Below are 22824 nucleotides of genomic sequence, written 5' to 3' on the forward strand. Positions count from 1 at the left end.
GGTGACGCAGAGCGGACAGGGTGACGAGCAGCAGCCCCCTGCTGTACGGCCCGCCCACGAAGGGGTCGTGCTGCCCTCAGACGGCGGCGCACCCTGGTCGGCAGGGGGGCAGGCGAACCAGCCTGCCGAACCCGCCGCTCCCGCGGGCGGTCAGCCCTGGGGCCAGTCCTGGGGCCCGCAGTCCGCGCCCCAGGGCGGTCTGCCGCCGGGGCAGTTGCCTCCGGAGCAGCCCCAGCAGGGCGGATACGCGCCGCAGCACGGGGCGTATCCGCCCCCGCAGCAGCCGTACGGGCAGCAGGACGGGTACGGGTCCCCGCAGGACCCGTACCAGCAGCCGCAGCACCAGCCCCAGCCGTACGCCCAGCCGCTGCCCCCGGAGGCGGGGCCCGGCGGGGACGCGGACGCCACGCAGTACATCGCGCCCGTGCCCGGCGCCGATCCGAACGGCTACCAGCAGTCCCCCGGTCAGGCGGGGGACGCGGACGCGACCCAGTACATACCCCCGGTGCCCGGCGGTGCCCCGTACGGCATCCGGCCGGGCGCTCCCGGCGACCGGCAGCCGCCCGCCGAGTTCGACAGCCTGTTCCGCAACCCGGAACCGGCGGGCGCCACCCAGCAGATGTCCCAGGTCGACCCGGCGCAGCACCAGCAGCCGCCGCACCAGCAGCCGTTCCCCGGCGCGTACGGGCAGCAGGCCCCGCCGCCGGCCGCCGAGCCGTACCGGTCGGGGCTTCAGGGCGTCAGTCGCGGCCCGGAACCCGAGCCCGAGCCCCACGGCCGCACGGAGGAGCGCAGACGCTCGCCGCACATCCCGCTGATCGCCGCGGTCGTCGTCGGCTGCGCGGTGGTCGGGCTCGGCGCCGGCGCGCTGATGAGCGGGGGCGACGACTCCGGGAAGGACGACAAGCAGCCGGTCGCCTCGCAGAGTTCGTCCGCGGGCGAACCGTCCACCCAGGCCGCCGACCCGGCGAAGCCGCAGGCCGAGGCGCTCGACAAGCTCCTCGCCGACAGCAACAACAGCCGTGCGGCGGTGATCGGCGCGGTGGAGAAGATCAAGAACTGCAGCGACCTGGACCAGGCGGCCGAGGATCTCAAGGGTGCCGCCGCCCAGCGCCGTGAACTGGTGACGCGGCTCGAAGGCATCAGCATCGACCAGCTCCCCGGCCACGAGGAGCTGGCGTCCTCGCTGAAGGCGGCCTGGAAGGCCTCAGCCGAGGCCGACGACCACTACGCGGCGTGGGCCGGCCAGGCCAAGCGGAACCACAAGAAGATCTGCAAGGGCGGCACGGCCAAGTCGACCGACGAGACGGGCAAGGCCGCCAACTCCAGCGGCGAGGCCACCCAGGCCAAGAAGAAGGCCTCGGGGCTGTGGAACTCCGTCGCCCGGAAGTACGGGCTGACCGAGCGCGAACCGGTACAGCTCTGACCCGGGGGGTGGCGTCCCAGGCTCTCAACCGCGCAGGCGGGCGTCCACCAGGGTCTCGGAGACGTCCACGAAGCCCTTCCGGTCGGTGACGAGGCGTCCGTCGCGCACCACCTGGAACGTCACCTGCCCGTTGGCGATCCGCGAGTACGCGGCGGAGCCGACCATGTCCGCGAACCGCCAGCGCAGCACGGGTGTGAGCCCGCCGGTGTCGACCCGGGTGCCCCGGTTGAGGCTGACGCTGACGCCGCCGGCCGTGATCTCGGACCGGTCCATCGCCTCGACGACCGCCTTGAGCACGGTGTAGGCGATCCAGGTGGTCTGCACCCCGGTGTCCTCCGGGTCGATCCGGTTGTCGTCGAAGGCGTAGGTGCGGATCACCCGGCGCATCTCCTCCCAGCGGGCGTCTCCCGGTTCCGGGTACCAGCCGGTGACGTACGCCCCCTCGAACGGGCTCTTCCGACCGCCCGTGCGGTCGATGAGGGACTGCCCGACGCTGCCGAGCACGGAGGAGATCCGTACCGTGCCGTCCTCGGGTTCGAGCCGGCGGAAGGAGTCGAAGAAGGTCTCCGTGCCCTGGCCGAGCACCGCCGTCACACAGCCGCCGCCCGCCTCGCGGAGCGCCTCGGCCGCCTGCCCGTCGTAGGAGGTGGCCTCCTCCGGCGCCGTGATGTCGTGGGCGGCGGGTCGGCCGGCGGCCGTGAGGCTCTCGTCGAGCAGGGCGGGCATGCTGTCGCCGACGAGCGTGTCCGGCCGCACCAGGGCGACCCGCTCGCACCCCCGCGCCAGCTGCTTGCCGTTGCCCGCGACGAGCGCGGACTGGCCGCCGTTGACCGGGTAGGAGAGATAGCTGGTGAACTCCTCGGGGGAGGCCCCGTAGCCGCCGATGTAGGGGATGCCGGCCGCCTCCAGGGGGGCCAGGAAGGCGCGCCCGTAGCGGCTGTACGAGCCGACGACGGCCACCACGTCCTCCTCGACCGCGCGCCGGGCGCACGTCGAGGCGCCGATGGCCGTGTCGCCCTCGTCGCACGTCAGGACCCGCAGTTCGTGTCCGCCGATGCCGCCCTGCTCGTTGATCCAGGCGGCATACGTCCGCGCCATGGCCGGCATGCCCGCCATGCCCACCGCCTGCGGCCCGGCGGACTCGGGGGCCCAGGTCATCACGGTGACGGGCTCCCTGGAGTCCCCCGACGCCCCAGGGAGCACGCCGCATCCGGAGACGAGCAGCGCCCCGGCCGCCGCCGTGCGCACGAGGTGCCCGCGAGGGCGGGGGGAGCAGGAGCGTCGCCGTCCGGTCATGGGTACGGACTTTTCCGCCCGGCGGGTAACGGGGCGGTGTGACCGGGTCGACGTACGGTGACGTCCGGGTGAATTGCGGGGGGCGGTGAGCGGGCCGCCGAGCGGAACGTACGATCGACAACCGTGCAGCAAGGTTCGGAGAACTCTTCCCGTCGCGGCCGTCGCTCCTCCACCATGGGCGGCATGCCGCTCAACGACATGCCGTGGTGGCGCTGGCGCGCGAACGTGCGCTCGGCGCTGCACATGCTCTCCGACCCCGTCTTCCACCAGGAGTGCTGGCTGGCCGGCCAGGAAGGGTACGGCGACGTGACCGACGCCGTGTACCGCCTGGTCGAGGACACCTGGCTGGACAACTGGTCCGCGGAGAAGTACGTCGGGACGATCTTCCGCGATTCGGCCGAGGCCGCCCTGGTGGACGTCGCGGCCCTGCGGGTGCTGCGCATCATGCACCAGATAGGCGCCGACGCCCCCGTCTCGGCCTACCTGGAGCACCCCGGCTGGCCGGAGGCCGTGACGGCCGCCCGTGAGGCCCATGTGGCGCTCGCCGTCAACGACGCCGAGGACCCGGACATTCCGCCCCGGTCCCTGGACGTGCTCCGCATCATGACCAGGTCGGCCTGACCCTGCCGCGGTGTGGCACCCTACGGGGATGACCGCGCCGCAGCCTGCCGACTCCGTTACCGCCGCTGCCTCGGACACCGCCGCCGAGCAGTACGTCCTCACGCTCTCGTGCCCCGACAGACAGGGCATCGTGCACGCCGTGTCGAGTTACCTCCTCGTGACGGGCTGCAACATCGAGGACAGCCAGCAGTTCGGCGACCACGACACCGGTCTGTTCTTCATGCGCGTCCACTTCTCGGCGGACGGCCCCGCGGACGTGGTGAAGCTGCGGGCCGGATTCGCCGCCATCGGCGACTCGTTCCGGATGGATTGGCAGATCCACCGCGCCTCGGAGCGGATGCGGGTGGTGCTGATGGTCAGCAAGTTCGGGCACTGCCTCAACGACCTGCTGTTCCGTGCCTCCACCGGCGCCCTGCCGGTGGAGATCGTGGCGGTCGTCTCCAACCACACGGACTTCGCCGAGCTCGTCGCCTCGTACGGCATCCCCTTCCGGCACATCCCGGTGACCAGGGACACCAAGCAGGAGGCGGAGGCGCAGCTGCTGGAGCTGGTGCGCGGGGAGAACGTCGAACTCGTCGTCCTGGCGCGCTACATGCAGGTGCTCTCCGACGACCTCTGCAAGCAGCTGAGCGGCCGGATCATCAACATCCACCACTCCTTCCTGCCGAGCTTCAAGGGCGCGAAGCCGTACCACCAGGCCCACGCGCGCGGGGTGAAGCTGATCGGCGCCACGGCGCACTACGTGACCGCCGACCTCGACGAGGGCCCGATCATCGAGCAGGAGGTCGAGCGCGTCGGGCACGGTGTGACCCCCGACCAGCTGGTGGCCGTCGGACGGGACGTGGAGTGCCGGGCGCTGGCCCGAGCGGTCAAGTGGCACGCGGAGCGCCGCATCCTGCTCAACGGCCGCCGTACGGTGATCTTCCCGTAGCGGCCCTCCGGGGGCGGGCGAAGGTCCGGACCCGGGCCCTCAGAGGCGGCTGAGGGAGGCCGCGGCGAAGAGCACGTCGCTGATCGCCTCGCGGTCGCCCTCCTGCCCGGCCGCCGCCTCCACCGGTGGTACGTGCCCGGCGACCAGCCGGCAGAACTCCACGCCGTCCAGGGCGACCTGGGCCACCGTGTGGTCGGGCGAGCCCATGGCGGCCGGCGAGTCCAGCGCGATGTACCAGTCGCCACCGCCCCTGCCCTCGACCTCCAGGTGGAGCGAGCGCCCCGGCGCGCCCGCCGTGACCAGCCCGCGGGCCGGTGCGGCCAGTCCCGCGCGGCGGCGTCCGGCGAGGGTGGCGGGCAGCAGCCTGGCCGCCAGATCGATCATCCGGTGCAGATGGGGCGGGGAGGGCGGCTCGTAGGGGTAGTCCACCGCGTCCGCGATGTCACCGCCGTGCACCCAGCACTCGAAGGCCCGCTCCAGCAGCGAATCCTCCAGCGGCAGGGCGAAGGCGCCGTACGGCACCGAGAGTTCGCCGACACCGCGCCCGGCGAAGGAGACCGTGCGCACCAGCGTGTGGCTCTGGTCGCGCCACGGCTCACGGACGGTCCTGGTCGGCGGATGGTAAGCGGACGACCAGTATGTTTCCGTCCGCCCGGTCGGGGACAACGGCTTCTCACCGTTCCCCAGGGGGTCGTCCAGACCGAGGGCCGCCGAGACGAGGCCGTCCACCGCCGTCAGATGGCTGATCACCCCGGCCACCGTCGTCCTGCGGTGAGCCTGGCGCTCGTCCTCGAACCACTTCAGCCGCACCGGGGCGTGCCACTCGGCGTCGCCGAAGTCCCTGAGCAGCGCGTCGAGCCGGGCGGTCTCCGCGTCGTACGGGGCGGCCCAGGACGGGACCGGGATGCGCGCGGGACGACGGCCGAGGCACCCCTCCAGGACCCGGGAACGGAGCATCGGGTCGAGGTCCAGGCTGCCGTCGGTGTGCAGCAGGCCCACCGCGTCCCGCAGCCGCAGCGCCTCCTCCGCGCAACGGGCGCACCCGGTGAGGTGCTCCTCCACCGCCGCGGTCTCCTCGGCGGAGCAGGCGGAGAGCGCCCAGGCGCCGAGCAGCGACTTGAGGACCTGGTGGGACAGGCCGGGGCCGCCGTCCCCGGCGGACGGGCTGTCGTCCACGGCGTCCCTGGGCCGCGGTATGCGCCCGGTGTCCAGACGCTCCTCGTCGCGGCCGCTGCCGCCGGTGTCGCTGCTCATGATGTCGGTCCGTATCCGGGTGGCGCGGACCCGTCCGGCGGGCGGGGACTCGCGGTGGAGAGCAGCTGGAGGCCGAGCCGCAGCCGTCGCCGGGCCTCGTCACCGGTGACCCCGAGGTCGGCGGCCGCCTGGCGGTAGTCGCGGCGCTGGACGTACGCGAGCTCCAGGGCGGAGCGCAGGGAGGCGGGCATCGAGGCCACGATGTAGTCGGCGCGGGCGGCGGCCGTGGCCTTGCGGACCCGGTGCTCCAGCTCCTCGTCGTGGGCCCGCGCGTCCGGTCCCTCGGCCTCGCCGTGCGTCGCGCGGAGCCGCTCCACCGACCGGCGGTGGGTGAGCCGCGCCACCCAGGACCGCATCGGGCCCTGCTTCGGGTCGTAGGCGTCCGGGTTCTCCCAGACGTAGCCGAAGACCTCCCGGGTCACCAGGTCCGCGGCCTCCTCGTCGTCGAGCATGCGGTGGGCCTGGCTGTGCACGAGCGGGGCGAAGCGGTCGTAGAGCTCGCCGAGGGCAGCCGCCTCGCCGCGCGCCAGCCTCTGCTGCATGCGGCGGTCCCAGCGCGGTGGTGCGTCCTTCGCCATCCCAGCCCCCAGCCCTGTGCCCCTCGTCACCTCGAATGTAGTGGGCGGCCTCCACCGACCACGCGCCTTTGCACCAAGTACGTCCCCCGAGTGGCGCCAGATGATAGGGAAAACGTCACGTCTTGCCGTCTGTCCTCCGAGCAAACGATCATTAGGCGATCGGTTTTGTATGAAACCTGTGCCGGGCCGATGAGCGCACCGGTGTTTCGCAGGCCCGGGGCGCGGGCAGCCGCGAGGGGGAACGGAAACTTCCGGATCCTCCGGAACCCGCCGGAACGAGAGGTCCAGTGGCGTGACGCTGAAGGTGGACGAGAACGAGCAGGGCGCGTGGACCGTGCTGCGGATCCGCGGCGAGCTCGATCTGGCGTCCGCGCCCGCCGTGCGCCAGTCCGTCCACGGAGCCGTGGCAGAGGGCCGGCACGACGTGGTCCTCGACCTCTCCGGCGTCTTCTTCTGCGACTCCAGCGGAGTCAACGTCCTGATCGCCACCCGCCGCCTCATGAAGTCCTGCGGCGGACGGCTGCGGCTGATACTCCCGGCCCGCGGCGCGGAGGACGGCTCCCACGTCAACAAGGTGCTCGGTGCCCTCGGTGTCCGCAGGCTCTTCGAGGTCTACCCCGACGCCGGATCGGCCACCGACGGGGTCTCCCGGCCGCTCACCGCCTGACGCGGACGGCCGTCATCCCGGTTGTGACGCCGCCGACGAGCGGGCGTGACACGGGGCGCCCTCCCACGTCGTACCCTCCGGGCATGGACAGCGCAGAGTACGAGCGCAAGATCGCTCACCGTTTCGCCGCCTTCGACCAGGACGGCAACGGGTACATCGACCGTGCCGACTTCGACGCCGCGGCGGCCCGTCTGCTCGCCGAGTTCGGGACGAAGGCCCGCTGCGACAGGGGGCAGGCGCTCTACTCGGGTGCGGAGGCCTTCTGGCAGGGCATGGCGGGGATCGCCGACGTGGACGGTGACCAGCGCGTCAACCGCGAGGAGTTCGTGGGCGGCGCGGTGAAGCGGCTGCGCGACAGCCCCGAGCGCTTCGCGGAGATCGCCCGGCCCTTCCTGCGGGCCGCCATCGACGTGGCGGGCGGCGACGGCCCCGCGGGGTCGGCCCCGGTCGCTGCCGTGGAACGGGCCCTGCGGGTGCTGGGCGCCGGCGGCGACATCGCGGGGGTGGCGGCCCGGAGCCTGGACGCCGACCAGGACGGACGGGTCGCCGAGGCGGACGCGGTCGCCGCGTTCTCCGCGTACTTCACCGTGATCGAGCCGGACGCCTGAAAAGGGTGAGCGAACCGGACGCCTGAAAAGGGTGAGCGAGCCGGACGCCCGAGGAGCGTGACTCAGCCGGGCACCTGAGACGGCTGGCCGGATCCGGCCGGTCCTGGCCGAGAGGTGACGCAGCGCAGTCGGTGGCGGTCCGAACTTTCGTCCGGGGTGGTCACCGGCCGGAGTCGGACGGTCCGCTCGGGTACGCTCCGTGGGATGCGAGTGGTGGTGGTACCGGAGACCGAGGGAGTGGCCCGTGCGGTCGCCCCGGCCCCCGGACGGCGAACCGCTCGCGGAGCGAGGGGCTGTGCCGGACCTGCCGGGGAGCCGGTTCCCGAGGCGCCGACGCGCTCCTGTTCGACTCACCGCGGCGTGCGTCGCACAGTATGCACCACGGGTACTCCTTCACGCTGGAATATGCCCGAAGCGCTTGTTGCGGTGACTGTACGTCAACCATGCTGTCTCGTAGGGGAGTCACGTTCCGTGATCCCGAGGAGGCGCGAGGCGATGTGTCCGCCGGTTCGGATGGTGTGAGCGGTGCAGGTGCTTCAGGTTCAGCTGGAAGTGGGCCCGGATCCCGCGGAAGTGGGACGGGCCCGGAGATGGGCGCGGTCGCGTCTGGCCGGGTCCGGGATGGAGGACGACGAATCGCTCGCCGAGACGCTCGTCCTGCTGATCTCGGAGCTGGTCACCAACGCGGTCGTCCACACGGGATGCCCCGCCGTGCTGCGGATGCTCTTCGGCTCGGCCGAGTCGGCGGGGACGGTCCGGGTCGAGGTGGCCGACACCAGTTGTCGCCCGCCCCGGCCGCGGCACGCGGAGGGTGAGGACACCGGCGGCCGCGGACTGGAGCTGGTGGACGGCCTGGCCGACCGCTGGGGCTGGCAGCCGGAGGGCGCCGGGAAGCGCATCTGGTGCGAGATCGACCGGGGCGTCCCGGTGCCGGCCCCGGCGACCCCGGGCGAGCAGTCGGACGCTCTGGGCGGCGCGCGGATCTGAGGGCGCCGGGGGCCGGGCGCCGAAGGCCCCGGACCGGGGGGCCGGACCCGCACGGCCCGGCTCAGTGCGCCCGCACCGCCTCCGCGCCCCGCGTGCGGAACGTCCGGCGGTAGACCGTCGGCGGCACCCCCAGCGCGGCCTGCACGTGCTGCCGCAGGGAGGTCGCCGTACCGAAGCCCGCGTCGCGTGCCACCTGGTCGACCGACAGGTCCGTGGACTCCAGCAGATGCCGGGCCCGCTCCACCCGCTGCTGCGTCAGCCACTGCCCCGGGCTCACCCCGACCTCGTCGCGGAAACGGCGGGTGAACGTCCGCACGCTCATGGACTCCTGCTGGGCCATGTCCCGCAGCAGGATCGGCCGGTCCAGCCTGCCGATCGCCCAGGACCGTGCCGCGGCCGTGCCGGCGGACCCCGTCTCGGGCAGCGGCCGCCGGACGAACTGCGCCTGTCCGCCGTCGCGGTGCGGCGGCACGACCGTGCGCCGGGCGACGTCGTTGGCGACGGCGGTGCCGTGGTCCCGCCGCACGATGTGCAGGCAGAGGTCGATCCCGGCGGCCACCCCGGCCGAGGTCAGGACGTCGCCGTCGTCGATGAACAGCACATCCGGATCGACGCGGACCTTCGGGAAGAGCCGCTGGAAGTGGCCGGCCGAGGCCCAGTGCGTCGTGGCGGGGCGTCCGTCCAGGTATCCGGCCGCCGCGAGGACGTAACCGCCCGTGCAGATGGAGACCAGCCGCGTCCCCGGCCTGATGTACGCGAGGGCGGCCGCCAGTTCGTCGGTGAGCCTGCCCTCCTCGTGGACCGGCCCGAGTTCGTACGAGGCGGGCACGACGACGGTGTCCGCGGTGCCCAGGGCCTCGGGGCCGTGCTCGACGACGATGTGGAAGTCGGCGTCGGTCAGGACGGGGCCCGGCGGGCGGGTGGAGCAGGTGACGACCTCGTACAGCTTCTCGCCCTTGCCGAGCGGGTGGGGAACCCTCGGGAGGCCGAAGATCCGCTGCGGGATGCCCAGTTCGAAGGGCAGCAGCCCGTCCAGGGCGAGGACGACGACACGGTGCGGCACGCTGACTCCTGTTCTCCCGTCGATTGGGTGTTCGCGGCTCGGGGCTGGTAGACGTCCCTGCCATGAAGGTGAAGCAGTCCGGGCGTTCATCCATTCCCCCCGCCGTCGCCGTCCGTGCCGCGGCGCTGGCCGCCGCCGCGCTCACGGTCGCGGCGGGGCTGGGCGTCCGCGCGGTGGGGGACGGCGCGGCGGCGAAGTACGCGGGGGACGCCCTGTACACCGTACTGATCCACACCCTCGTGGTCCTCCTGCTGCCCCGGGTGCGCCCGCTCACGGCCGCCGGTGCCGCGCTGGCCGTCAGCTGGGCGGTGGAGCTGGCCCAGCTGACGGACCTGCCCGCCGAACTCTCCCGGCGCAGCACGGCGGCCCGGCTGGTGCTCGGCTCGACGTTCAACGCACCGGACCTGCTCTGGTACGCGGTGGGCGCGGCCCTGGCCTGGGCGCTCCACACCGGCCTGGTCTCCCGGCGCTCCTCCGTCCGCCTCTGACCCGATGGCCCGATCCTTGCGAAGGGTGGCATCCAAGCCACTCGTGCGCGATGGCGGCCGCCCGGATGCTGGTCCACGTGAATCCGACGACCGACAGCGCGACGCCCCTGGCCGCCCCGCCCCGCAGCCCCTCCCGCCCGCGCATGCACCGGGCGTGGATCGTCGCCGCCGTCACCTTCGTGACGATCATCGGCGGCGCGGCCTTCAACTCCCTGCCGGGTCTGCTCATCGACCCCCTCCACACCGAGTTCGGCTGGTCCCGGGGCGAGATCGGGCTGGCCGTCTCCATCGACATGGCCCTGTACGGGCTCACCGCGCCGTTCGCGGCGGCGTTGATGGACCGCTTCGGCATCCGCCGGGTCGTCGTCGTCGCGCTGAGCGCGGTGGCCGCCGGCGCCCTGGCCAGCGTCTGGATGACCGCCGCCTGGCAGCTGATGCTGTACTGGGGCCTGCTCGTGGGTCTGGGCACCGGCTCCATGGCGATGGCCTTCTCTGCGACCGTCACCCACCGCTGGTTCGTCGCCCGCCGCGGCCTGGTCAGCGGCATCCTGACCGCGGCCGGGGCATCCGGCCAGCTCGTCTTCCTCCCCCTGTGCGCCTGGATCGTCGACCGGCACGGGTGGCGCCCCGCCTCGGTGACGGTGGCTCTGGCCGCGCTCGTCGTCGTCCCGTTCGTCTGGCTCCTGATGCGGGACCACCCGGCCGACGTGGGCCTCGCTCCGTACGGCGGCACGTACGTGGAGAAGCCGGCCCCCGCGAAGGGCGCCGCCACCCGCACCCTGCGCGTCCTGGCCGACGCGGCCCGCACCGGGCCCTTCTGGCTGCTGGCCGGCACGTTCGCGATCTGCGGGGCCTCCACCAACGGCCTGATCCGCACCCACTTCGTCCCCTCGGCCCACGACCACGGCATGCCGATCACCGCGGCGGCCTCGCTGCTCGCGGTCATCGGGGTCTTCGACGTCATCGGCACGGTCTTCAGCGGCTGGCTCACCGACCGCTTCGACGCCCGCAGGCTGCTGGCCGTCTACTACGCGCTGCGCGGGGTCTCCCTCCTCTTCCTGCCCATGCTGCTCGGCCCGTCGGTGCACCCGCCGATGGTCTTCTTCATCGTCTTCTACGGCCTGGACTGGGTCGCCACGGTCCCGCCGACGATGGCCTTGTGCCGTGAGCAGTACGGCGAGGACAGCGCGATCGTCTTCGGCTGGGTCCTCGCCTCCCACCAGGTGGGCGCGGCCCTGGTGGCCTTCCTCGGCGGCGTGGCCCGTGACGTCTTCGGCTCGTACGACGTGGTCTGGTACGCGGCGGGGGCCCTGTGCGCGTCGGCGGCCCTGATGGCCCTGGTCATCCGCCGCGCACCGCGGGACGGCCTCGTGGCGCAGTGACAGACCGTCAGGGGCGGGCAGGAAAACCCAGGTGACGGCACGTCCCCTCCCGCGATGTGATGGCTGAAGCTCCACAACCCTGGACGGTCCTTGATCGTCACATGGTTGATGCCGGTGGCAGCGTCCACCGGCGGGAGCCCGTCACGACCCCGTCACTGGAGAGCCATGAGACCTGTCCCCGCCCGCCCCGTCGCGCGCCTCGCCACCTCGGTCGCCGTCGTCACCGGAGCCCTGCTCACCGGGCTGTCCGTTCCGGCGTCGGCCGACGAACCGCAGTCCGACCAGCTGTGGATCGCCGCGCCGTACGAGCAGAACCTCCAGGCCGGTTCGGAGTCCGAGACCGACTTCGAGGTCGGCCTGTACCACGACAACGACACCTTCTCGGTGATCGACGGCCAGGTCACCGTGGACGTCTCCGGCCTCGCCGGGGTCGCCGAGGTGAGCTGGCCCTCCAACTGCGCGCCCGCCGGCACCACGGCGGTGTGTGACATACCCGTGGTTCCCGTGATCGGCGAGGACTACGACCCGCAGATCACCCTCGGCCTCCGCCCGGCGGCCGGCGCCGAGCTGGGTGCCCAGGGCAAGGTGACCTACGAGGCCACGGCGCTCGGCGGCCCCGACGGGACGCTGGAGGCCCCGAAGGACTCCTTCGACTCCACGGTCACCGTCACCTCCGGCCCCGACCTGGCCCTGAACGAGTTGGACCCGGTCACCGGCGCCCAGCCCGGCAGCGTCCACACCCTGCCGCTCACCGTGACCAACCGGGGCGCCGTCCCGGCCCAGGGCTTCACCCTCGGCATGACCGCCTCGTACGGGCTCGGCTTCGACTCCCGGTACGACGCCTGCACCTACACGGATCTCGGCGACGACGACTACGCGCCGATGTACCAGGCCGACTGCGCCTTCGACCAGGTCCTCGAACCGGGGGAGACCTTCACGCTGCCCGAGCCGCTGCGGATGTCCCTCGCCCCGCACGCCCTGACCGAGCGGCTGGACATCAGCCTCAGGCCCGGTGGCGGCGCTGACGACATCGCGGAGGAGGACAACTACGTCTCCGTGGCGCTGAAGGCGGTCAGCACCGCGGACTTCTCCGTACGCGACGTGAAGGTCAGCGGTGCGGCGGGCGACACCGTCCGGGCCGACGTCACCTTCCACAACAACGGTCCCGGCTGGTTCGGCAACCTCGGCTCGGGCGACTCGGTGGCCCTGGTCGGATTCACCGTCCCGGCGGGCACCACCGCCACCTCCGTGCCCGACGCGTGTGAGCCCCGGACGCTGTCCGGCGGCTACCGGGCGGGCCGGCTCGGCGCCCCGAGCTACGTCTGCGAGATGCCGTACTGGGTGCTGGAGGACACCACCCGTGTCTTCCCCTTCGACCTGCGCGTCGACACCGTGGTGCCCGACGCCCACGGCGCCGTCACCCTGAGGCCCGCGAGCTTCGGCACCGACTTCCCGTTCGACCCCGAGCCGGGCAACAACACCGCCACGGTCACGGTGAACCCCACCGCCTGACGGCCGGGGGGCCGGGCGGGGACGGTGCGGTGCGCCCCGTCCCCGCCCCGTCAGCCCTTCGCCGAGGCCAGCCGCCCGGCTATCTTCCGGGCGTCCCGGGCTATCTCGCGCAGCATCCCGCTGATCGGGTTGGTGAACCCGGTGAAGTACAGCCCGGGGGCCTGCTTCGGGGTACGGGCGCCGTGCACGACGGGGCGGCCCCGGTCGTCCAGGACCCCGAGGTGGCCCACCAGACCCTCCAGCGACCGCTCGTAGCCGGTCGCCGCGATCACCGCGTCCGGCGTGACCCTGGCGCCGTCGGCCAGTACCACCGTGTCCCCGTCGAACGACTCGACGGCCGCCACCGGCACCACCCGGCCACTCTTCACGGCGGCGATCAGCCCGACGTCCTGCACCGGGATCGCGCCCTGGCGGACCCGGGAGTAGAGGCCACCGCGCGGCCGGGGCAGTCCGTGCGCCGAGAGGTCGGGCACGGAGATCCGGCACATCAGCCGCCCCGCCGCGTCGACCAGCCGGACCGGCAGCCGGCGGACCAGGACGGCGGTCGCCTGCGCGGGCCAGCCCGCCGTGGAGCGGCGCACGATGTGCGGAGGCGTGCGCACCGCGATCCGCACCCGGGCGGCACCGCCCTCGACCAGGTCCACGGCGATCTCGGCCCCCGTGTTGCCGATGCCGGCCACCAGCACGTCCTTGCCCGCGTAGGGGCCCGGCTCCCGGTACTCCGCGGCGTGCAGCAGCGTGCCGGTGAACCCCTCGCGGCCGGGCCAGTCCGGGACCCGGGGGGTGTGGTTGAAGCCGGTCGCCACGACCACCGCCCGGCCCGTCAGCACCCGCCCGCCGGTGGCGCTCAGCCGCCAGCCCGTCCCGTCCCCGGCCCGCTCCATCCGGGACACCTCGACGCCGGTGACGACCTCCAGCTCATGGTGGTCGGCGTACTTCTCCAGGTAGCGCACCATGTCGGCGCGTGAGACCCACCGTCCGAACCGGCGCGGCATCGCCAGCCCGGGCAGCGACGACCACCGCCGGGTGGTGTGCAGGTGCAGCCGGTCGTAGTGGCGGCGCCAGGACGCGCCGACCTCCCCGGTGCGCTCCAGGACCACCGCCCGCACCCCGCGCGCCCGCAGGGCCGCGGCGGTGGCGAGGCCGGCGGGGCCACCACCGATCACGTAGACCGGCCGGTCCTCGGTGCGGTCGGCGAAGGCGGGCAGGGCGGCAGGTGCGGATGTGCTGTCGGGCATGTCCGGAGCGTAACCGGGCACACCTGCCGACATGCACATGATAGGTCTCGCTCCAGGCCGGAATCGGTTGCGAAATGATCACGGCCGGCCGCTCACAGCCCCGGCGCGCCCCACACCGGGAACCAGCGGCTCAGATCGCCCTCGACCCGCAGGTCGTCGCCGAGCACCGCCCTGACCTGGAGCTCCAGTTGGTTGTCCCGTCGTTCGCCGCCGCCCTGGGCCGGGGCGAACGGGTAGAAGGTGCCGCGCTTGTAGAGGTAGACCAGCGCCAGCCGCCGGCCCTCGGCGTTCCGGAACCCGATCAGCGAACAGAGCAGGTGCGGGCCGAAGCCGCCGTCCTGGAGCAGGGTGTTCACCGCGTGCAGGTCGTTGACCAGGGCCGCGGTGTCCTCGGCCGGCTGCTGTGCGAGCAGCCACGTGTAGCCGTAGGTGTCCTGGCTGAACTCCACCGGGACCCCGCCCCGCCCGGTGTCCGCGTCGAGCAGCTCCCGTACGTCCTGCCGGATACGGGCGAAGGTGCCGCCCTCCACCCCGGCGAAGCACACCGACCCGTATCCGGTCGGGGTGAAGCCGGTGCCTGCTTCGAGGGTGAGCGCGGCGGAGGGGACGGCGAAGAGCTGGTCCAGGTCGGGCCGGACCGGTTTGCTGCGGCCCAGGATGCTGTCGAGCAGGCCCACTGGGCCTCCTTACGGGTGGGACAGGCCGGCCGAGATGCGGGCCAGCTGGTCGAGGCGCTGTTCGAGCGTCGGGTGCGAGGAGAGCAGCCGTCCGAGGCTCTCCTTGGCGGCGAAGGCCGGCACGAAGTAGAAGGCGTTGTACGGCTCGGCCTTGCGCAGGTCCTCCGTCGGGATCCTCGCCATCTGGCCGCTGATCTTGGTGAGCGCGGAGGCCAGTGACGAGGGGCGGCCGGTGAGGAGGGCCGCGGTGCGGTCGGCGGACAGCTCCCGGTAGCGGGACAGCAGCCGGGTCAGCAGGAAGCTCAGCGCGTACACGACCGCGCTGATCAGCGGGATGAGCATGATGATGATCCCCGCCGGGTCGTTGCCCCGGTTGCTGCGGGCGAAGCCGCCCCACAGGGCGATCCGGGTGATGATCCCGGCCAGGACCCCCAGGAACGACGCGATGGTCATGACGGCGACGTCGCGGTGGGCCACGTGCGACATCTCGTGGGCCAGGACCCCCTCCAGCTCGTCGGGCTCCAGTCTGCGCAGCAGCCCGCTGGTCGCGCAGACCAGGGCCGTCTTCTCGCTGCGGCCGGTGGCGAACGCGTTCGGTACGTCGCTCTGCGCGATCGCCACCCGGGGCTTCGGCATGTCGGCCAGGGCGCAGATGCGGTCGATCGCCCCGTGCAGCTCGGGCGCCTCCTGCGGCCCGACCTCGCGCGCGCCCATGCCGTAGGCGGCGATGCGGTCGCTGAACCAGAACTGGGCGATGAACAGACCGCCCACGATGACCAGGATGATCGGCCAGGAGCCCTGCAGGACCGCGAGGAGTATTCCGACGATGACCACGTACAGCAGACCGATGAAGAACATGGTTCCGACCATGCGGGTGGTCAGGCCCCGGTCCGGGGCGTAACGGGAACGGACTCGTGCCATGGGTGCCTCCAACCAGCTCACCTGACTCCCATAGCGCCCCTTCTGCCCTGAAGACCGGATAAGTAGGGGTCCGGCCTCAGGGCCAGAGCAGCTCCCGGGTCCACGGACCGACGGCCTCCCGGCGGTAGCGCAGGCGGACGTGCCGGCGCTCGGCGTCCCCCTGGAAGAACTCGGCCTCGTGCGGTTCGACCACGTACCGCGACCAGGTCTCCACCTCCGTGTCCGGCTCCGCCCGCGCGCGCTCCCAGGCCTCCTCCGAGGCACGGACGAGTTCGTCGCGGGAGGGCAGCACCTCGCTCTGCGTCCCGGTCAGGGCCGCCGCCAAGGCCCCGGTGGACCGGGCCCGCAGATCCGCCCGGCTCTCGGCGCGGCCCACCGGGGTGACCGTCCCGCGCACCCGCACCTGGCGGCCCTGGGCGGGCCAGTAGAAGGTGAGGGCCGCGTGCGGGCGGGCCGCGAGCTGGCGGCCCTTCTCGCTGGTGGTGTGCGTGCCGAAATGCCAGCCCCGCTCGTCCGCGTCGTGCAGCATGAGCGTCCGCGCGTCCGGCCGCCCCTCGGCGTCCACGGTGGCCAGGGTCATGGTGTGCGGCTCGGTCTGGCCGGCCGCGACCGCCTCGGCGAACCAGGTGCGGAACAGGTCGAGGGGATCCGCGGGCGCGGCGGAGGCGTCGAAGCGGGGGAGGGGGACGTCCCAGACCCGCTGGGCGTGGAGCAGCGCGCGGAAGGTCTTCTGTGTATCGCTCATGGACCCATTGCACCGTGCCGCCCGCCGGTCCGCCCGGTGCGGGGTGCGCCCTGCGGGAAACACCGACGGCGGACCACGTCGTGTGGTCCGCCGTCGGTGAGACAGGACGGGGGCCGCGGGATGTCCGCGCGGCACCCTGTGTTGTATGCGGGGAGTCCTGGCCGGCGCCTACCTCGCCGGCTTCTTGCCGGTGATGCCCAGGTGCACCAACAGGGCCAGGTTCGGGCGCAGTTCGGCCTGCTTCACGCCCCAGCTGGTGAACCCCTTCTGGTGCGAGGCGGCCGCCGACAGCATCATGACGAGCGAGCCCGCCACCGCCGCCGGGCTGACGTCCTTGTCGACCTTGCCCTTGGACTGGAGATCCTTGACCGCGGTGGTCAGGGAGCCGGTGACCGAGTTGAGGATCTTCATGCGGATCTTGTAGAACCGCTTGTCGCCCTCGGCGGCCGCGAGGTCCACGACGCGCAGGATCGCGTCGTTGCGCCGCCAGAAGTCGAGGAATCCGTCGACGAGTTCTTCGGCGGTCTGCCGTCCCGCCCTGCCGACCCAGGAGCGGCCCGCGACCAGTTCGGTCAGGCCGGCGCCCTCCTGGGCCATTTCTTCGGCGAGTTCGAGGACGGCGCCTTCGACGTCGGGGAAATACTGGTAGAAGGTCGCGGGTGAAGTCCCCGCCTTCCGGGCGACGTCGATGACTTTGACGTCCCGGTACGGCGAGGAGCTGAGCATCTCGCTGAGGCAGTCGAGCAGCTTCTGCCGCGTCGCCTGACCTCGCCGACCAGCCACGCGGCCGTCGACGGTGCGTACTTGTCCTGTCATGCCGTCAGCTTACCGACGGGGGGTGGGAGCGCGATCTGACCGACTGCAAATGGGGAACGCCCCGGTGGGAGCCGTGTTTCGGGGGCGCGCGGAAGGTGGAACGGCGGGGGGACGAGGGGGCCGGAGCGAAGGGTTCCGGTCCGATGTTCTTATCAACAGCCTGTGGATAACTTCGGTGGACAACTGGTGTCCACGCGGTCCACGCATCTTCACGGCTCGGGCGAAAGTTCTATTTATATGCGTTCCTGTCCCTGGGGGAGCGGGCCCGGAGCGCGCTGCGGGCCTCCCGACGCTACGTTGAGTGTGACGGGCGTCACCATCGAGGAGGGACCTGCCCATGGCCGCATTCGCGCCGTCCACGCCGTGCTGGGTGGATGTGCAGCTCTCCGACCTCGAAGCCGGCAAGCGCTTCTACGGCGGGCTCTTCGGCTGGACCTTCCGGGCCGGCGACGGCATGCCGTTCGCCGACGCGTACAGCGACGGCGAACTCGTCGCGGCCCTCGCCGCCAAGCAGGACGGCCGCATGCCGACGGCCTGGGGCGTCTACTTCTCCACGGACGACATCCTCGCCACCGTCGCCCTGGTCCGGAAGGCCGGCGGCCAGGTGATCACCGATCCGGTACGGGCGGGCAGGGCCGGGGTCCTCGCGCAGGCGGCCGACCCCGGCGGTGCCGTCTTCGGCCTCTGGCAGGCGGGCGAGCGGACCGGCTTCGGGAAGCACGGCGCCCCCGGCTCCTTCTGCTGGACCGAGGTCCACACCAGGCAGCCGGAGCGGGTGGACGCCTTCTACGAGGAGGTCTTCGGCTTCCAGGGCACCGACCTCACCCTGCCCGGAGAGCCGGGCGGCTCGGGCCAGGGTGCCGTGGCCGGCACCGACTTCCGGATGTGGTCCCCGGCCGGGACGGAACCGGGCACCGACACCGCGATCGGCGGGCGGGCCGTGATCACGGACGCGGTCCCCGAGATGCTTCCCAGCTACTTCCTCAGCTACTTCGCCGTCGCCGACTGCGACCGGACGGCGGGCACCGCGGTCCACCTCGGTGGCCGGATCTCGGCGCCGCCGTTCGACATCCCGTACGGGCGGATGGCGGTGCTCCAGGACGACCAGGGTGCGGTCTTCGCCGTGCTGCAGCCTTCCGGGCTCCTGCCGTAGCCGAGCGGCCGGTGCGGACACGGGTGTCCTGAAACGGGTGGAGTGACACAAGACACCCCGATCCGCCCCCGGGTTCGCAACCGGGCCGCGAGCCAGGAAGAATCGGGGGGCGCACCGCCGGGTGGTGCTCAGTGGTGAGACGCTGCACAGGGCGGGATTTCGCGGGCTTCTGTTCCTGAGGTCCGTACGGGGAGGTGGCAGGCAAGTGGAGCAGCTGACGCAGCATGACCCGAGGCGGATCGGCCCGTTCGAGGTGCTGGGACGGCTCGGGGCCGGCGGCATGGGGCTGGTCTATCTCGCGCGGTCGGCATCGGGCCGACGGGTGGCGATCAAGACGGTCCGCACGGAACTGGCGGAGGACCAGCTGTTCCGGGTCCGTTTCACGCGTGAGGTGGAGGCCGCCCGAGCCGTCAGCGGGTTCTACACCGCCGCCGTGGTGGACGCCGATCCGCGTGCGGCCGTCCCCTGGCTGGCCACCGCCTACGTCCCGGCCCCCTCCCTCGAGGAGATAGTGAACGAATGCGGGCCGATGCCCACGCAGGCCGTTCGCTGGCTGGCGGCCGGGATCGCCGAGGCCCTCCAGTCGATCCACGGCGCCGGGCTCGTCCACCGCGACCTCAAGCCGTCCAACGTCCTCGTCGTCGAGGACGGGCCACGGGTGATCGACTTCGGGATCGCCTCGGGCGTCTCGAACACCCGGCTGACGATGACGAACGTCGCGGTGGGCACCCCCGCGTACATGTCGCCCGAGCAGGCCCGCGACTCGCGCAGTGTGACGGGTGCCAGCGACGTGTTCTCGCTCGGCTCGACGCTGGTCTTCGCGGCCACCGGCCATGCGCCCTTCCACGGGGCGAACCCGGTCGAGACCGTGTTCATGCTGCTGCGCGAGGGCCCCGACACGGAGGGACTGCCCGACGACCTGCGCCCCCTGATCGAGTCCTGCATGCAGATGGAAGCGTCCCGGCGGCCCAGCCCCGCCGACCTCCAGGCACAGCTGGCCCCGCATCTGTTCGCCTCCGGCGGCGACGACAGCGGTACGGCGTCGGCCTGGCTGCCTACCTCGGCCACGGCGATGATCGAGCGCCGCCGGGGCGGCGGCCGCGCGATCGCCGCACCGCCGGCCGTGCCGCCGCCCCCGCAGCAGCCGCCCGGCGCCCGGCGGGACACGGCCTGGCGCGCCGACGGTGACGCCCGCAGGGCGCCGGCCCCCGCACGTCCGCCGTCTCCGACCCCCGACGGCGGCCCCGTGCAGCTGCCCGGTGCACAGGTGCCGATCGGTCCGGGGCCGCGCCCGGTTGAGGTGCGTGGCGCTGCCGCAGCGCACGCCGACCCGGCCACCGGCTGGGTGCGCCCGCCCGCCGGGATGACGGTCCCGGCCGGCCGTCCGTCGCCTCCGGTGCCCGCCCCCGCCCCCGCGCCCGACGCGGCGCCCGCCGTCCCGGAACGCTGGCGCCCGTGGCGTTTCCGCATGTCGAACGACGTGTGGGGGACGCCCGTCGTCGTCGGCGACCTGCTCTATGTGACGTCGTTCGAGGTGCACGCGCTGGACGTGGGCAACGGGCGGCGCCAGTTCAAGACCCGGGACGTCGCCTGGTCGATGGCCGTCGACGGGGGCAGGATCCACGCCTCGGACGGCCCGTCGCTGTACGCGCTGGATGCGACGACCGGTGCCGAGCAGTGGCGGCTGGGCACGGAGGCCTGGGTGTACTCACTGAAGGCCGAGCGCGGCACCGTACTGACCGGGACGCGCGGCGGGGGTGTCCAGGCGTGGGAGGCGTCCAGCGGCGAGAAGCTGTGGGACGCCTCGGGGATCCAGACCGACTTCGAGACGCCCGAGGCCGGGCCCGTCCTCCACGACGGCACGGTCTACCTGTGGCAGGACGCGCGGCTGCGGGCCGTGGACGCGCGGACCGGCGCCGAGCGCTGGTCGTACCCGGTCGGCGACGCGGCCTCCTGCGGGGGCGTCCCGGTGCGGGTGACCCCGGCCGAGGACGGCTTCGTGTACATCGCCGCCGGGACCCGGGTGCTGGCCGTGGACACGGTCTCCGGCCGGGTGCGCTGGCACTTCGAGTCGCCGGCCGTCTTCCTCTCGCCGCCCGCCTTCGCCCCGGGGCCCGCCGTCACCGGAGGAGGCGTGTACCTCGCGGACTACCTCGGCACCGTCTACGCGCTGGACGCCTCGACCGGCAAGGACCGGTGGCGGATCGCGACCGAGGCCCGCCAGTCCGTCGAGCCGGTACTGGTCACGGGCGGGAACGTGCACGTGGGCAGTGGGAGCGCGCTCTACACGCTGGACGCGGTGACCGGGACCCCGAAGTGGCGGTTCGCGGCGGGCGGCGAGGTGGTGGGCGCTCCGGTGGTCGCGGACGGCCGGGTCCACTTCGGTTCGGCGGACCACGTGCTGTACACGCTGGACGCGGCGGGCGGCCAGCTCCGCTGGAAGCTCGCCACCGGCGGCGAGATCACGGGCTCACCGGTGGCGCGGGCGGGTGTCGTCTACGCCTGCAGCAAGGACCGGTGCGTGTACGCGCTGGACGCGCTGAAGGGCACGGGCACCGGGAACAGGGCCCGGACCTGAGATCCGTCCCGGGCGCCTCACGGATGCCCGGGACGGTACGGGCCGGGGTCCTCGTCCTGGGCCGGGAACTCGGCCGTGTCCTCGTCGCTCGCGGGCGCCCGGTGGCGGCCGGGACCGGTGTACGGGTCCGGCTCGGGCTCCGGGGCCGACGACGTGTGCGAGGACGGCCCGGGCTCCTGCGTCGGCGGCCAGGTGTCGGGGCGGTCGTCCGCCGGTGCCGGGTACGGGCCGGCCGGGCGCCCGCGCGGCGCCGACCGCGTACGCCCGGACATCACCAGCGCGCCCAGCAGCAGCAGCACCCCGCCCGCCAGCGCCTGCGCCACGCCGTACCGCAGCCCCGACCCGTCGCCGCCGACGCTCAGGCTGCCCGCCTCCTGGCCCTGCCGGACCATCCACAGCACGGTGAAGCCCAGGACGACCAGACCGGCCACCGCCACGATCCAGCGGGACCGGAGAACGACGCCGACGAGGGTCACCAGCGCGGCGAAGAGGAAAGGCAGCAGGATCGAACTCATCACGGCGGACGAGGCGTCACTGATGCCGCCGAAGAGGTCCTGGATGCGGTAGTCCCGCCCGAGGCGGTCGTTGTACCAGCTGCGGAAGGGGCTCTGGACGGCACCCGCCGCCCCGAGAAGGGCGAGGACGGAGCCGATGACGTTGCGGATCATGGACGGCCTCCCGGGCCTGCGCGCACGGAACTGCACGGCACCCCTCGACCGACGCTACGCCCGGCCGGTCGGCCCTGCCATCCGGCACCCATGACCGGACCATGACGGGACCGTGACAGGGCCATGACCGAGCCGTCGGTCCCGGCCGGAATGCTGTGCGTTACGGTGTCGCGCGGCTGTGCGACGGCCGAAGGGGCAGCCGACGTCAGGCCGGCTCACGACAGCAAGGGGGGCTGCATCGATGATGCGGCGACGGATCAGGTTCGCGGCGGTGCTGGCGGTGGTGGTGCTGGCGCTCACCGGCTTCCAGACGTCCGGCCACGGCGGCAAGAGCGGGGGCAAGAGCCGTAGCGGCAAGAGCAGCGGATCCGGCGGCGGGTGCTCCAACTCCAAGAAGAGCAACGGTGGCTACCGCGACTACTCCGACGACGACTACGACGACACGTCGAGCTCCTCCGGCGGCTCCACGTACACGGCACCGACCCCCACCGCGACCGCCACCGAGGCGCCCGAGGTCCGGGTCGTGCGGTGCGTCCAGCCCAAGAAGGGCAAGCGGAAGGCCGTGACGTCGTCGACGGTCGAGATCCGTTCGGCCTCCTCCACCTCGCACACGTACGAGGTGGACGTGACGTTCGTCGACGCCAACGGCACGGCGGTCGACACCGGGGAGGCCACGGTGGACCTCGCGGCCACCGAGGCGAAGACCGTGACGGTCCGCATGGACAGCCCCCGGGCGGTCTCCCGGGTGAAGCGCTGCCTGGTCACGGCGGAACTGCGCTACTGACCGGCCGGTGGCGCCGTACGGACGCCTGACACCACGCAGGGCCCGAGCCACCCGGCTCGGGCCCTGCGTGGTGTCAGGCGTGGTCGTCCGTCCCGAGGCCGATGCGGCTGCGGTCCGGCGCCTGTGCGCGGCGGCCGCGACGGCTCCCCCTCCGCGCCGCCGCGGCCGTTCCCCCGGTACCCCCGTACCCCCGTCGACGGTGGCTCTAGTTGGCCGGCTCGCTCGTGGCGTGCGCGTCCTGGGTGGTGGCCGTTCCGCCCGTCGCGTGGGTGTCGGCCGGCTTGAGCGGCGAACCCGTGGCGTGCGCGTCCTGCGTGGTGAGGTCTCCGCCCGTCGCGTGGGCGTCCGTCGGCTTGAGGTTGTCGCTCTTGTCGGCCATGCAGCTCAACTCCTGAAACGTTCTGACAGCGGACGGATGGGCCCGCCCGGCG

The 22824-nt window shown here is 73.0% G+C and carries 23 protein-coding genes; 12 read left to right on the forward strand and 11 right to left on the reverse strand.

What is annotated here, in order from left to right; translation table 11 throughout:
- The first annotated feature begins 1 nt into the window (after position 1).
- Positions 2-1426 carry a hypothetical protein gene (locus tag SACTE_RS19100; protein ID WP_014047659.1) on the forward strand — a complete coding sequence of 475 codons (1425 nt, stop codon included), beginning with the start codon at positions 2-4 and terminating at the stop codon, positions 1424-1426.
- Positions 1427-1450: 24 nt separating this feature from the next.
- Here SACTE_RS19100 and SACTE_RS19105 read toward each other — a convergent pair whose 3' ends face one another.
- Positions 1451-2722 (reverse strand): ABC transporter substrate-binding protein, encoded by a 1272-nt coding sequence (locus tag SACTE_RS19105; protein ID WP_026359141.1) that lies wholly within the window; start codon positions 2720-2722, stop codon positions 1451-1453.
- 183 nt (positions 2723-2905) lie between these two features.
- Between SACTE_RS19105 and SACTE_RS19110 the strand changes: the two genes are divergently transcribed.
- Both SACTE_RS19110 and purU read left to right on the forward strand, forming a co-directional pair.
- The gene (locus SACTE_RS19110) at positions 2906-3343 is read left to right on the forward strand and encodes a hypothetical protein (RefSeq protein WP_226995178.1); all 438 of its coding nucleotides are present in this window, start codon (positions 2906-2908) and stop codon (positions 3341-3343) included.
- 28 nt (positions 3344-3371) lie between these two features.
- Complete coding sequence (purU, locus tag SACTE_RS19115; RefSeq protein WP_014047662.1) at positions 3372-4274, forward strand: formyltetrahydrofolate deformylase; 903 nt, start codon at positions 3372-3374, stop codon at positions 4272-4274.
- A 39-nt stretch (positions 4275-4313) separates the two neighbouring features.
- On the opposite strand, the gene SACTE_RS19120 is transcribed toward purU, so the two are convergent.
- Entirely contained in the window at positions 4314-5528 is a 1215-nt protein-coding gene (locus SACTE_RS19120) for a zf-HC2 domain-containing protein (protein WP_014047663.1), read from the reverse strand.
- On the reverse strand, positions 5525-6106 hold the full coding sequence (locus tag SACTE_RS19125) for a sigma-70 family RNA polymerase sigma factor (protein ID WP_026359140.1): 582 nt from the start codon (positions 6104-6106) through the stop codon (positions 5525-5527). The genes SACTE_RS19120 and SACTE_RS19125 overlap by 4 nt, the downstream gene beginning before the upstream one ends.
- Before the next feature lie 292 nt (positions 6107-6398).
- Between SACTE_RS19125 and SACTE_RS19130 the strand changes: the two genes are divergently transcribed.
- The 3 genes from SACTE_RS19130 to SACTE_RS19140 all read left to right on the forward strand — a co-directional run bounded on the left by SACTE_RS19130 (position 6399) and on the right by SACTE_RS19140 (position 8368).
- Positions 6399-6773: an STAS domain-containing protein gene (locus SACTE_RS19130; RefSeq protein ID WP_014047665.1), complete on the forward strand. Its 375-nt coding sequence runs from the start codon at positions 6399-6401 to the stop codon at positions 6771-6773.
- A gap of 83 nt (positions 6774-6856) precedes the next feature.
- Positions 6857-7381, forward strand: coding sequence for an EF-hand domain-containing protein (locus SACTE_RS19135; protein ID WP_014047666.1), 525 nt, complete (start codon positions 6857-6859; stop codon positions 7379-7381).
- Positions 7382-7906: 525 nt separating this feature from the next.
- Entirely contained in the window at positions 7907-8368 is a 462-nt protein-coding gene (locus SACTE_RS19140; RefSeq protein WP_014047667.1) for an ATP-binding protein, read from the forward strand.
- Between the two features lie 61 nt (positions 8369-8429).
- Here SACTE_RS19140 and SACTE_RS19145 read toward each other — a convergent pair whose 3' ends face one another.
- Positions 8430-9431, reverse strand: coding sequence for a helix-turn-helix domain-containing protein (locus SACTE_RS19145; protein ID WP_014047668.1), 1002 nt, complete (start codon positions 9429-9431; stop codon positions 8430-8432).
- 62 nt (positions 9432-9493) lie between these two features.
- Between SACTE_RS19145 and SACTE_RS19150 the strand changes: the two genes are divergently transcribed.
- From SACTE_RS19150 to SACTE_RS19160, 3 genes are all read left to right on the forward strand, one after another.
- Positions 9494-9919 carry a DUF2809 domain-containing protein gene (locus tag SACTE_RS19150; RefSeq protein WP_014047669.1) on the forward strand — a complete coding sequence of 142 codons (426 nt, stop codon included), beginning with the start codon at positions 9494-9496 and terminating at the stop codon, positions 9917-9919.
- A 77-nt stretch (positions 9920-9996) separates the two neighbouring features.
- Positions 9997-11301: an MFS transporter gene (locus SACTE_RS19155; protein ID WP_026359139.1), complete on the forward strand. Its 1305-nt coding sequence runs from the start codon at positions 9997-9999 to the stop codon at positions 11299-11301.
- Positions 11302-11466: 165 nt separating this feature from the next.
- Positions 11467-12813 (forward strand): hypothetical protein, encoded by a 1347-nt coding sequence (locus tag SACTE_RS19160; RefSeq protein ID WP_014047671.1) that lies wholly within the window; start codon positions 11467-11469, stop codon positions 12811-12813.
- Between the two features lie 50 nt (positions 12814-12863).
- Here SACTE_RS19160 and SACTE_RS19165 read toward each other — a convergent pair whose 3' ends face one another.
- From SACTE_RS19165 to SACTE_RS19185, 5 genes are all read right to left on the reverse strand, one after another.
- Positions 12864-14051 (reverse strand): NAD(P)/FAD-dependent oxidoreductase, encoded by a 1188-nt coding sequence (locus tag SACTE_RS19165; RefSeq protein WP_026359138.1) that lies wholly within the window; start codon positions 14049-14051, stop codon positions 12864-12866.
- A 92-nt stretch (positions 14052-14143) separates the two neighbouring features.
- Positions 14144-14728 (reverse strand): hypothetical protein, encoded by a 585-nt coding sequence (locus SACTE_RS19170; protein ID WP_014047673.1) that lies wholly within the window; start codon positions 14726-14728, stop codon positions 14144-14146.
- A gap of 9 nt (positions 14729-14737) precedes the next feature.
- Positions 14738-15649: a zinc metalloprotease HtpX gene (gene htpX, locus SACTE_RS19175; protein ID WP_014047674.1), complete on the reverse strand. Its 912-nt coding sequence runs from the start codon at positions 15647-15649 to the stop codon at positions 14738-14740.
- Positions 15650-15725: 76 nt separating this feature from the next.
- Positions 15726-16394: a pyridoxal 5'-phosphate synthase gene (locus tag SACTE_RS19180; protein WP_014047675.1), complete on the reverse strand. Its 669-nt coding sequence runs from the start codon at positions 16392-16394 to the stop codon at positions 15726-15728.
- A gap of 168 nt (positions 16395-16562) precedes the next feature.
- Positions 16563-17210, reverse strand: a complete 648-nt coding sequence (locus tag SACTE_RS19185) for a TetR family transcriptional regulator (protein ID WP_014047676.1) — start codon at positions 17208-17210, stop codon at positions 16563-16565.
- Positions 17211-17547: 337 nt separating this feature from the next.
- On the opposite strand from SACTE_RS19185, the gene SACTE_RS19190 reads away from it, so the two are divergent.
- Positions 17548-18363, forward strand: coding sequence for a VOC family protein (locus SACTE_RS19190; protein ID WP_014047677.1), 816 nt, complete (start codon positions 17548-17550; stop codon positions 18361-18363).
- A 205-nt stretch (positions 18364-18568) separates the two neighbouring features.
- A complete protein-coding gene (locus SACTE_RS19195) occupies positions 18569-20941 on the forward strand; it encodes a PQQ-binding-like beta-propeller repeat protein (RefSeq protein ID WP_014047678.1) in 2373 nt (790 codons plus the stop codon).
- 17 nt (positions 20942-20958) lie between these two features.
- Here the strand turns inward: SACTE_RS19195 and SACTE_RS19200 are convergent, their stop codons facing one another.
- Positions 20959-21609, reverse strand: a complete 651-nt coding sequence (locus SACTE_RS19200) for a hypothetical protein (protein ID WP_014047679.1) — start codon at positions 21607-21609, stop codon at positions 20959-20961.
- A 241-nt stretch (positions 21610-21850) separates the two neighbouring features.
- Here SACTE_RS19200 and SACTE_RS19205 point away from each other — a divergent pair, with 241 nt between their 5' ends.
- Positions 21851-22393: a hypothetical protein gene (locus SACTE_RS19205; RefSeq protein ID WP_014047680.1), complete on the forward strand. Its 543-nt coding sequence runs from the start codon at positions 21851-21853 to the stop codon at positions 22391-22393.
- A 205-nt stretch (positions 22394-22598) separates the two neighbouring features.
- Here SACTE_RS19205 and SACTE_RS34640 read toward each other — a convergent pair whose 3' ends face one another.
- Positions 22599-22772, reverse strand: a complete 174-nt coding sequence (locus tag SACTE_RS34640) for a hypothetical protein (protein WP_014047681.1) — start codon at positions 22770-22772, stop codon at positions 22599-22601.
- Between the last annotated feature and the right edge of the window lie 52 nt (positions 22773-22824).

It is taken from the genome of Streptomyces sp. SirexAA-E (genome assembly GCF_000177195.2).
GTDB lineage: Bacteria > Actinomycetota > Actinomycetes > Streptomycetales > Streptomycetaceae > Streptomyces > Streptomyces flavovirens.

Coding starts and splice junctions, on each gene's coding strand:
- SACTE_RS19125 (WP_026359140.1), bottom strand. CDS start 6,106: ATGGCGAAGGACGCACCACCGCGCTGGGACCGCCGCATGCAGCAGAGG.
- SACTE_RS19205 (WP_014047680.1), top strand. CDS start 21,851: ATGATGCGGCGACGGATCAGGTTCGCGGCGGTGCTGGCGGTGGTGGTG.
- SACTE_RS19165 (WP_026359138.1), bottom strand. CDS start 14,051: ATGCCCGACAGCACATCCGCACCTGCCGCCCTGCCCGCCTTCGCCGAC.
- SACTE_RS19200 (WP_014047679.1), bottom strand. CDS start 21,609: ATGATCCGCAACGTCATCGGCTCCGTCCTCGCCCTTCTCGGGGCGGCG.
- SACTE_RS19160 (WP_014047671.1), top strand. CDS start 11,467: ATGAGACCTGTCCCCGCCCGCCCCGTCGCGCGCCTCGCCACCTCGGTC.
- htpX (WP_014047674.1), bottom strand. CDS start 15,649: ATGGCACGAGTCCGTTCCCGTTACGCCCCGGACCGGGGCCTGACCACC.
- SACTE_RS19105 (WP_026359141.1), bottom strand. CDS start 2,722: ATGACCGGACGGCGACGCTCCTGCTCCCCCCGCCCTCGCGGGCACCTC.
- SACTE_RS19150 (WP_014047669.1), top strand. CDS start 9,494: ATGAAGGTGAAGCAGTCCGGGCGTTCATCCATTCCCCCCGCCGTCGCC.
- SACTE_RS19185 (WP_014047676.1), bottom strand. CDS start 17,210: ATGACAGGACAAGTACGCACCGTCGACGGCCGCGTGGCTGGTCGGCGA.
- SACTE_RS19190 (WP_014047677.1), top strand. CDS start 17,548: ATGGCCGCATTCGCGCCGTCCACGCCGTGCTGGGTGGATGTGCAGCTC.
- SACTE_RS19110 (WP_226995178.1), top strand. CDS start 2,906: ATGCCGCTCAACGACATGCCGTGGTGGCGCTGGCGCGCGAACGTGCGC.
- SACTE_RS19120 (WP_014047663.1), bottom strand. CDS start 5,528: ATGAGCAGCGACACCGGCGGCAGCGGCCGCGACGAGGAGCGTCTGGAC.
- SACTE_RS19180 (WP_014047675.1), bottom strand. CDS start 16,394: ATGAGCGATACACAGAAGACCTTCCGCGCGCTGCTCCACGCCCAGCGG.
- SACTE_RS34640 (WP_014047681.1), bottom strand. CDS start 22,772: ATGGCCGACAAGAGCGACAACCTCAAGCCGACGGACGCCCACGCGACG.
- purU (WP_014047662.1), top strand. CDS start 3,372: ATGACCGCGCCGCAGCCTGCCGACTCCGTTACCGCCGCTGCCTCGGAC.
- SACTE_RS19135 (WP_014047666.1), top strand. CDS start 6,857: ATGGACAGCGCAGAGTACGAGCGCAAGATCGCTCACCGTTTCGCCGCC.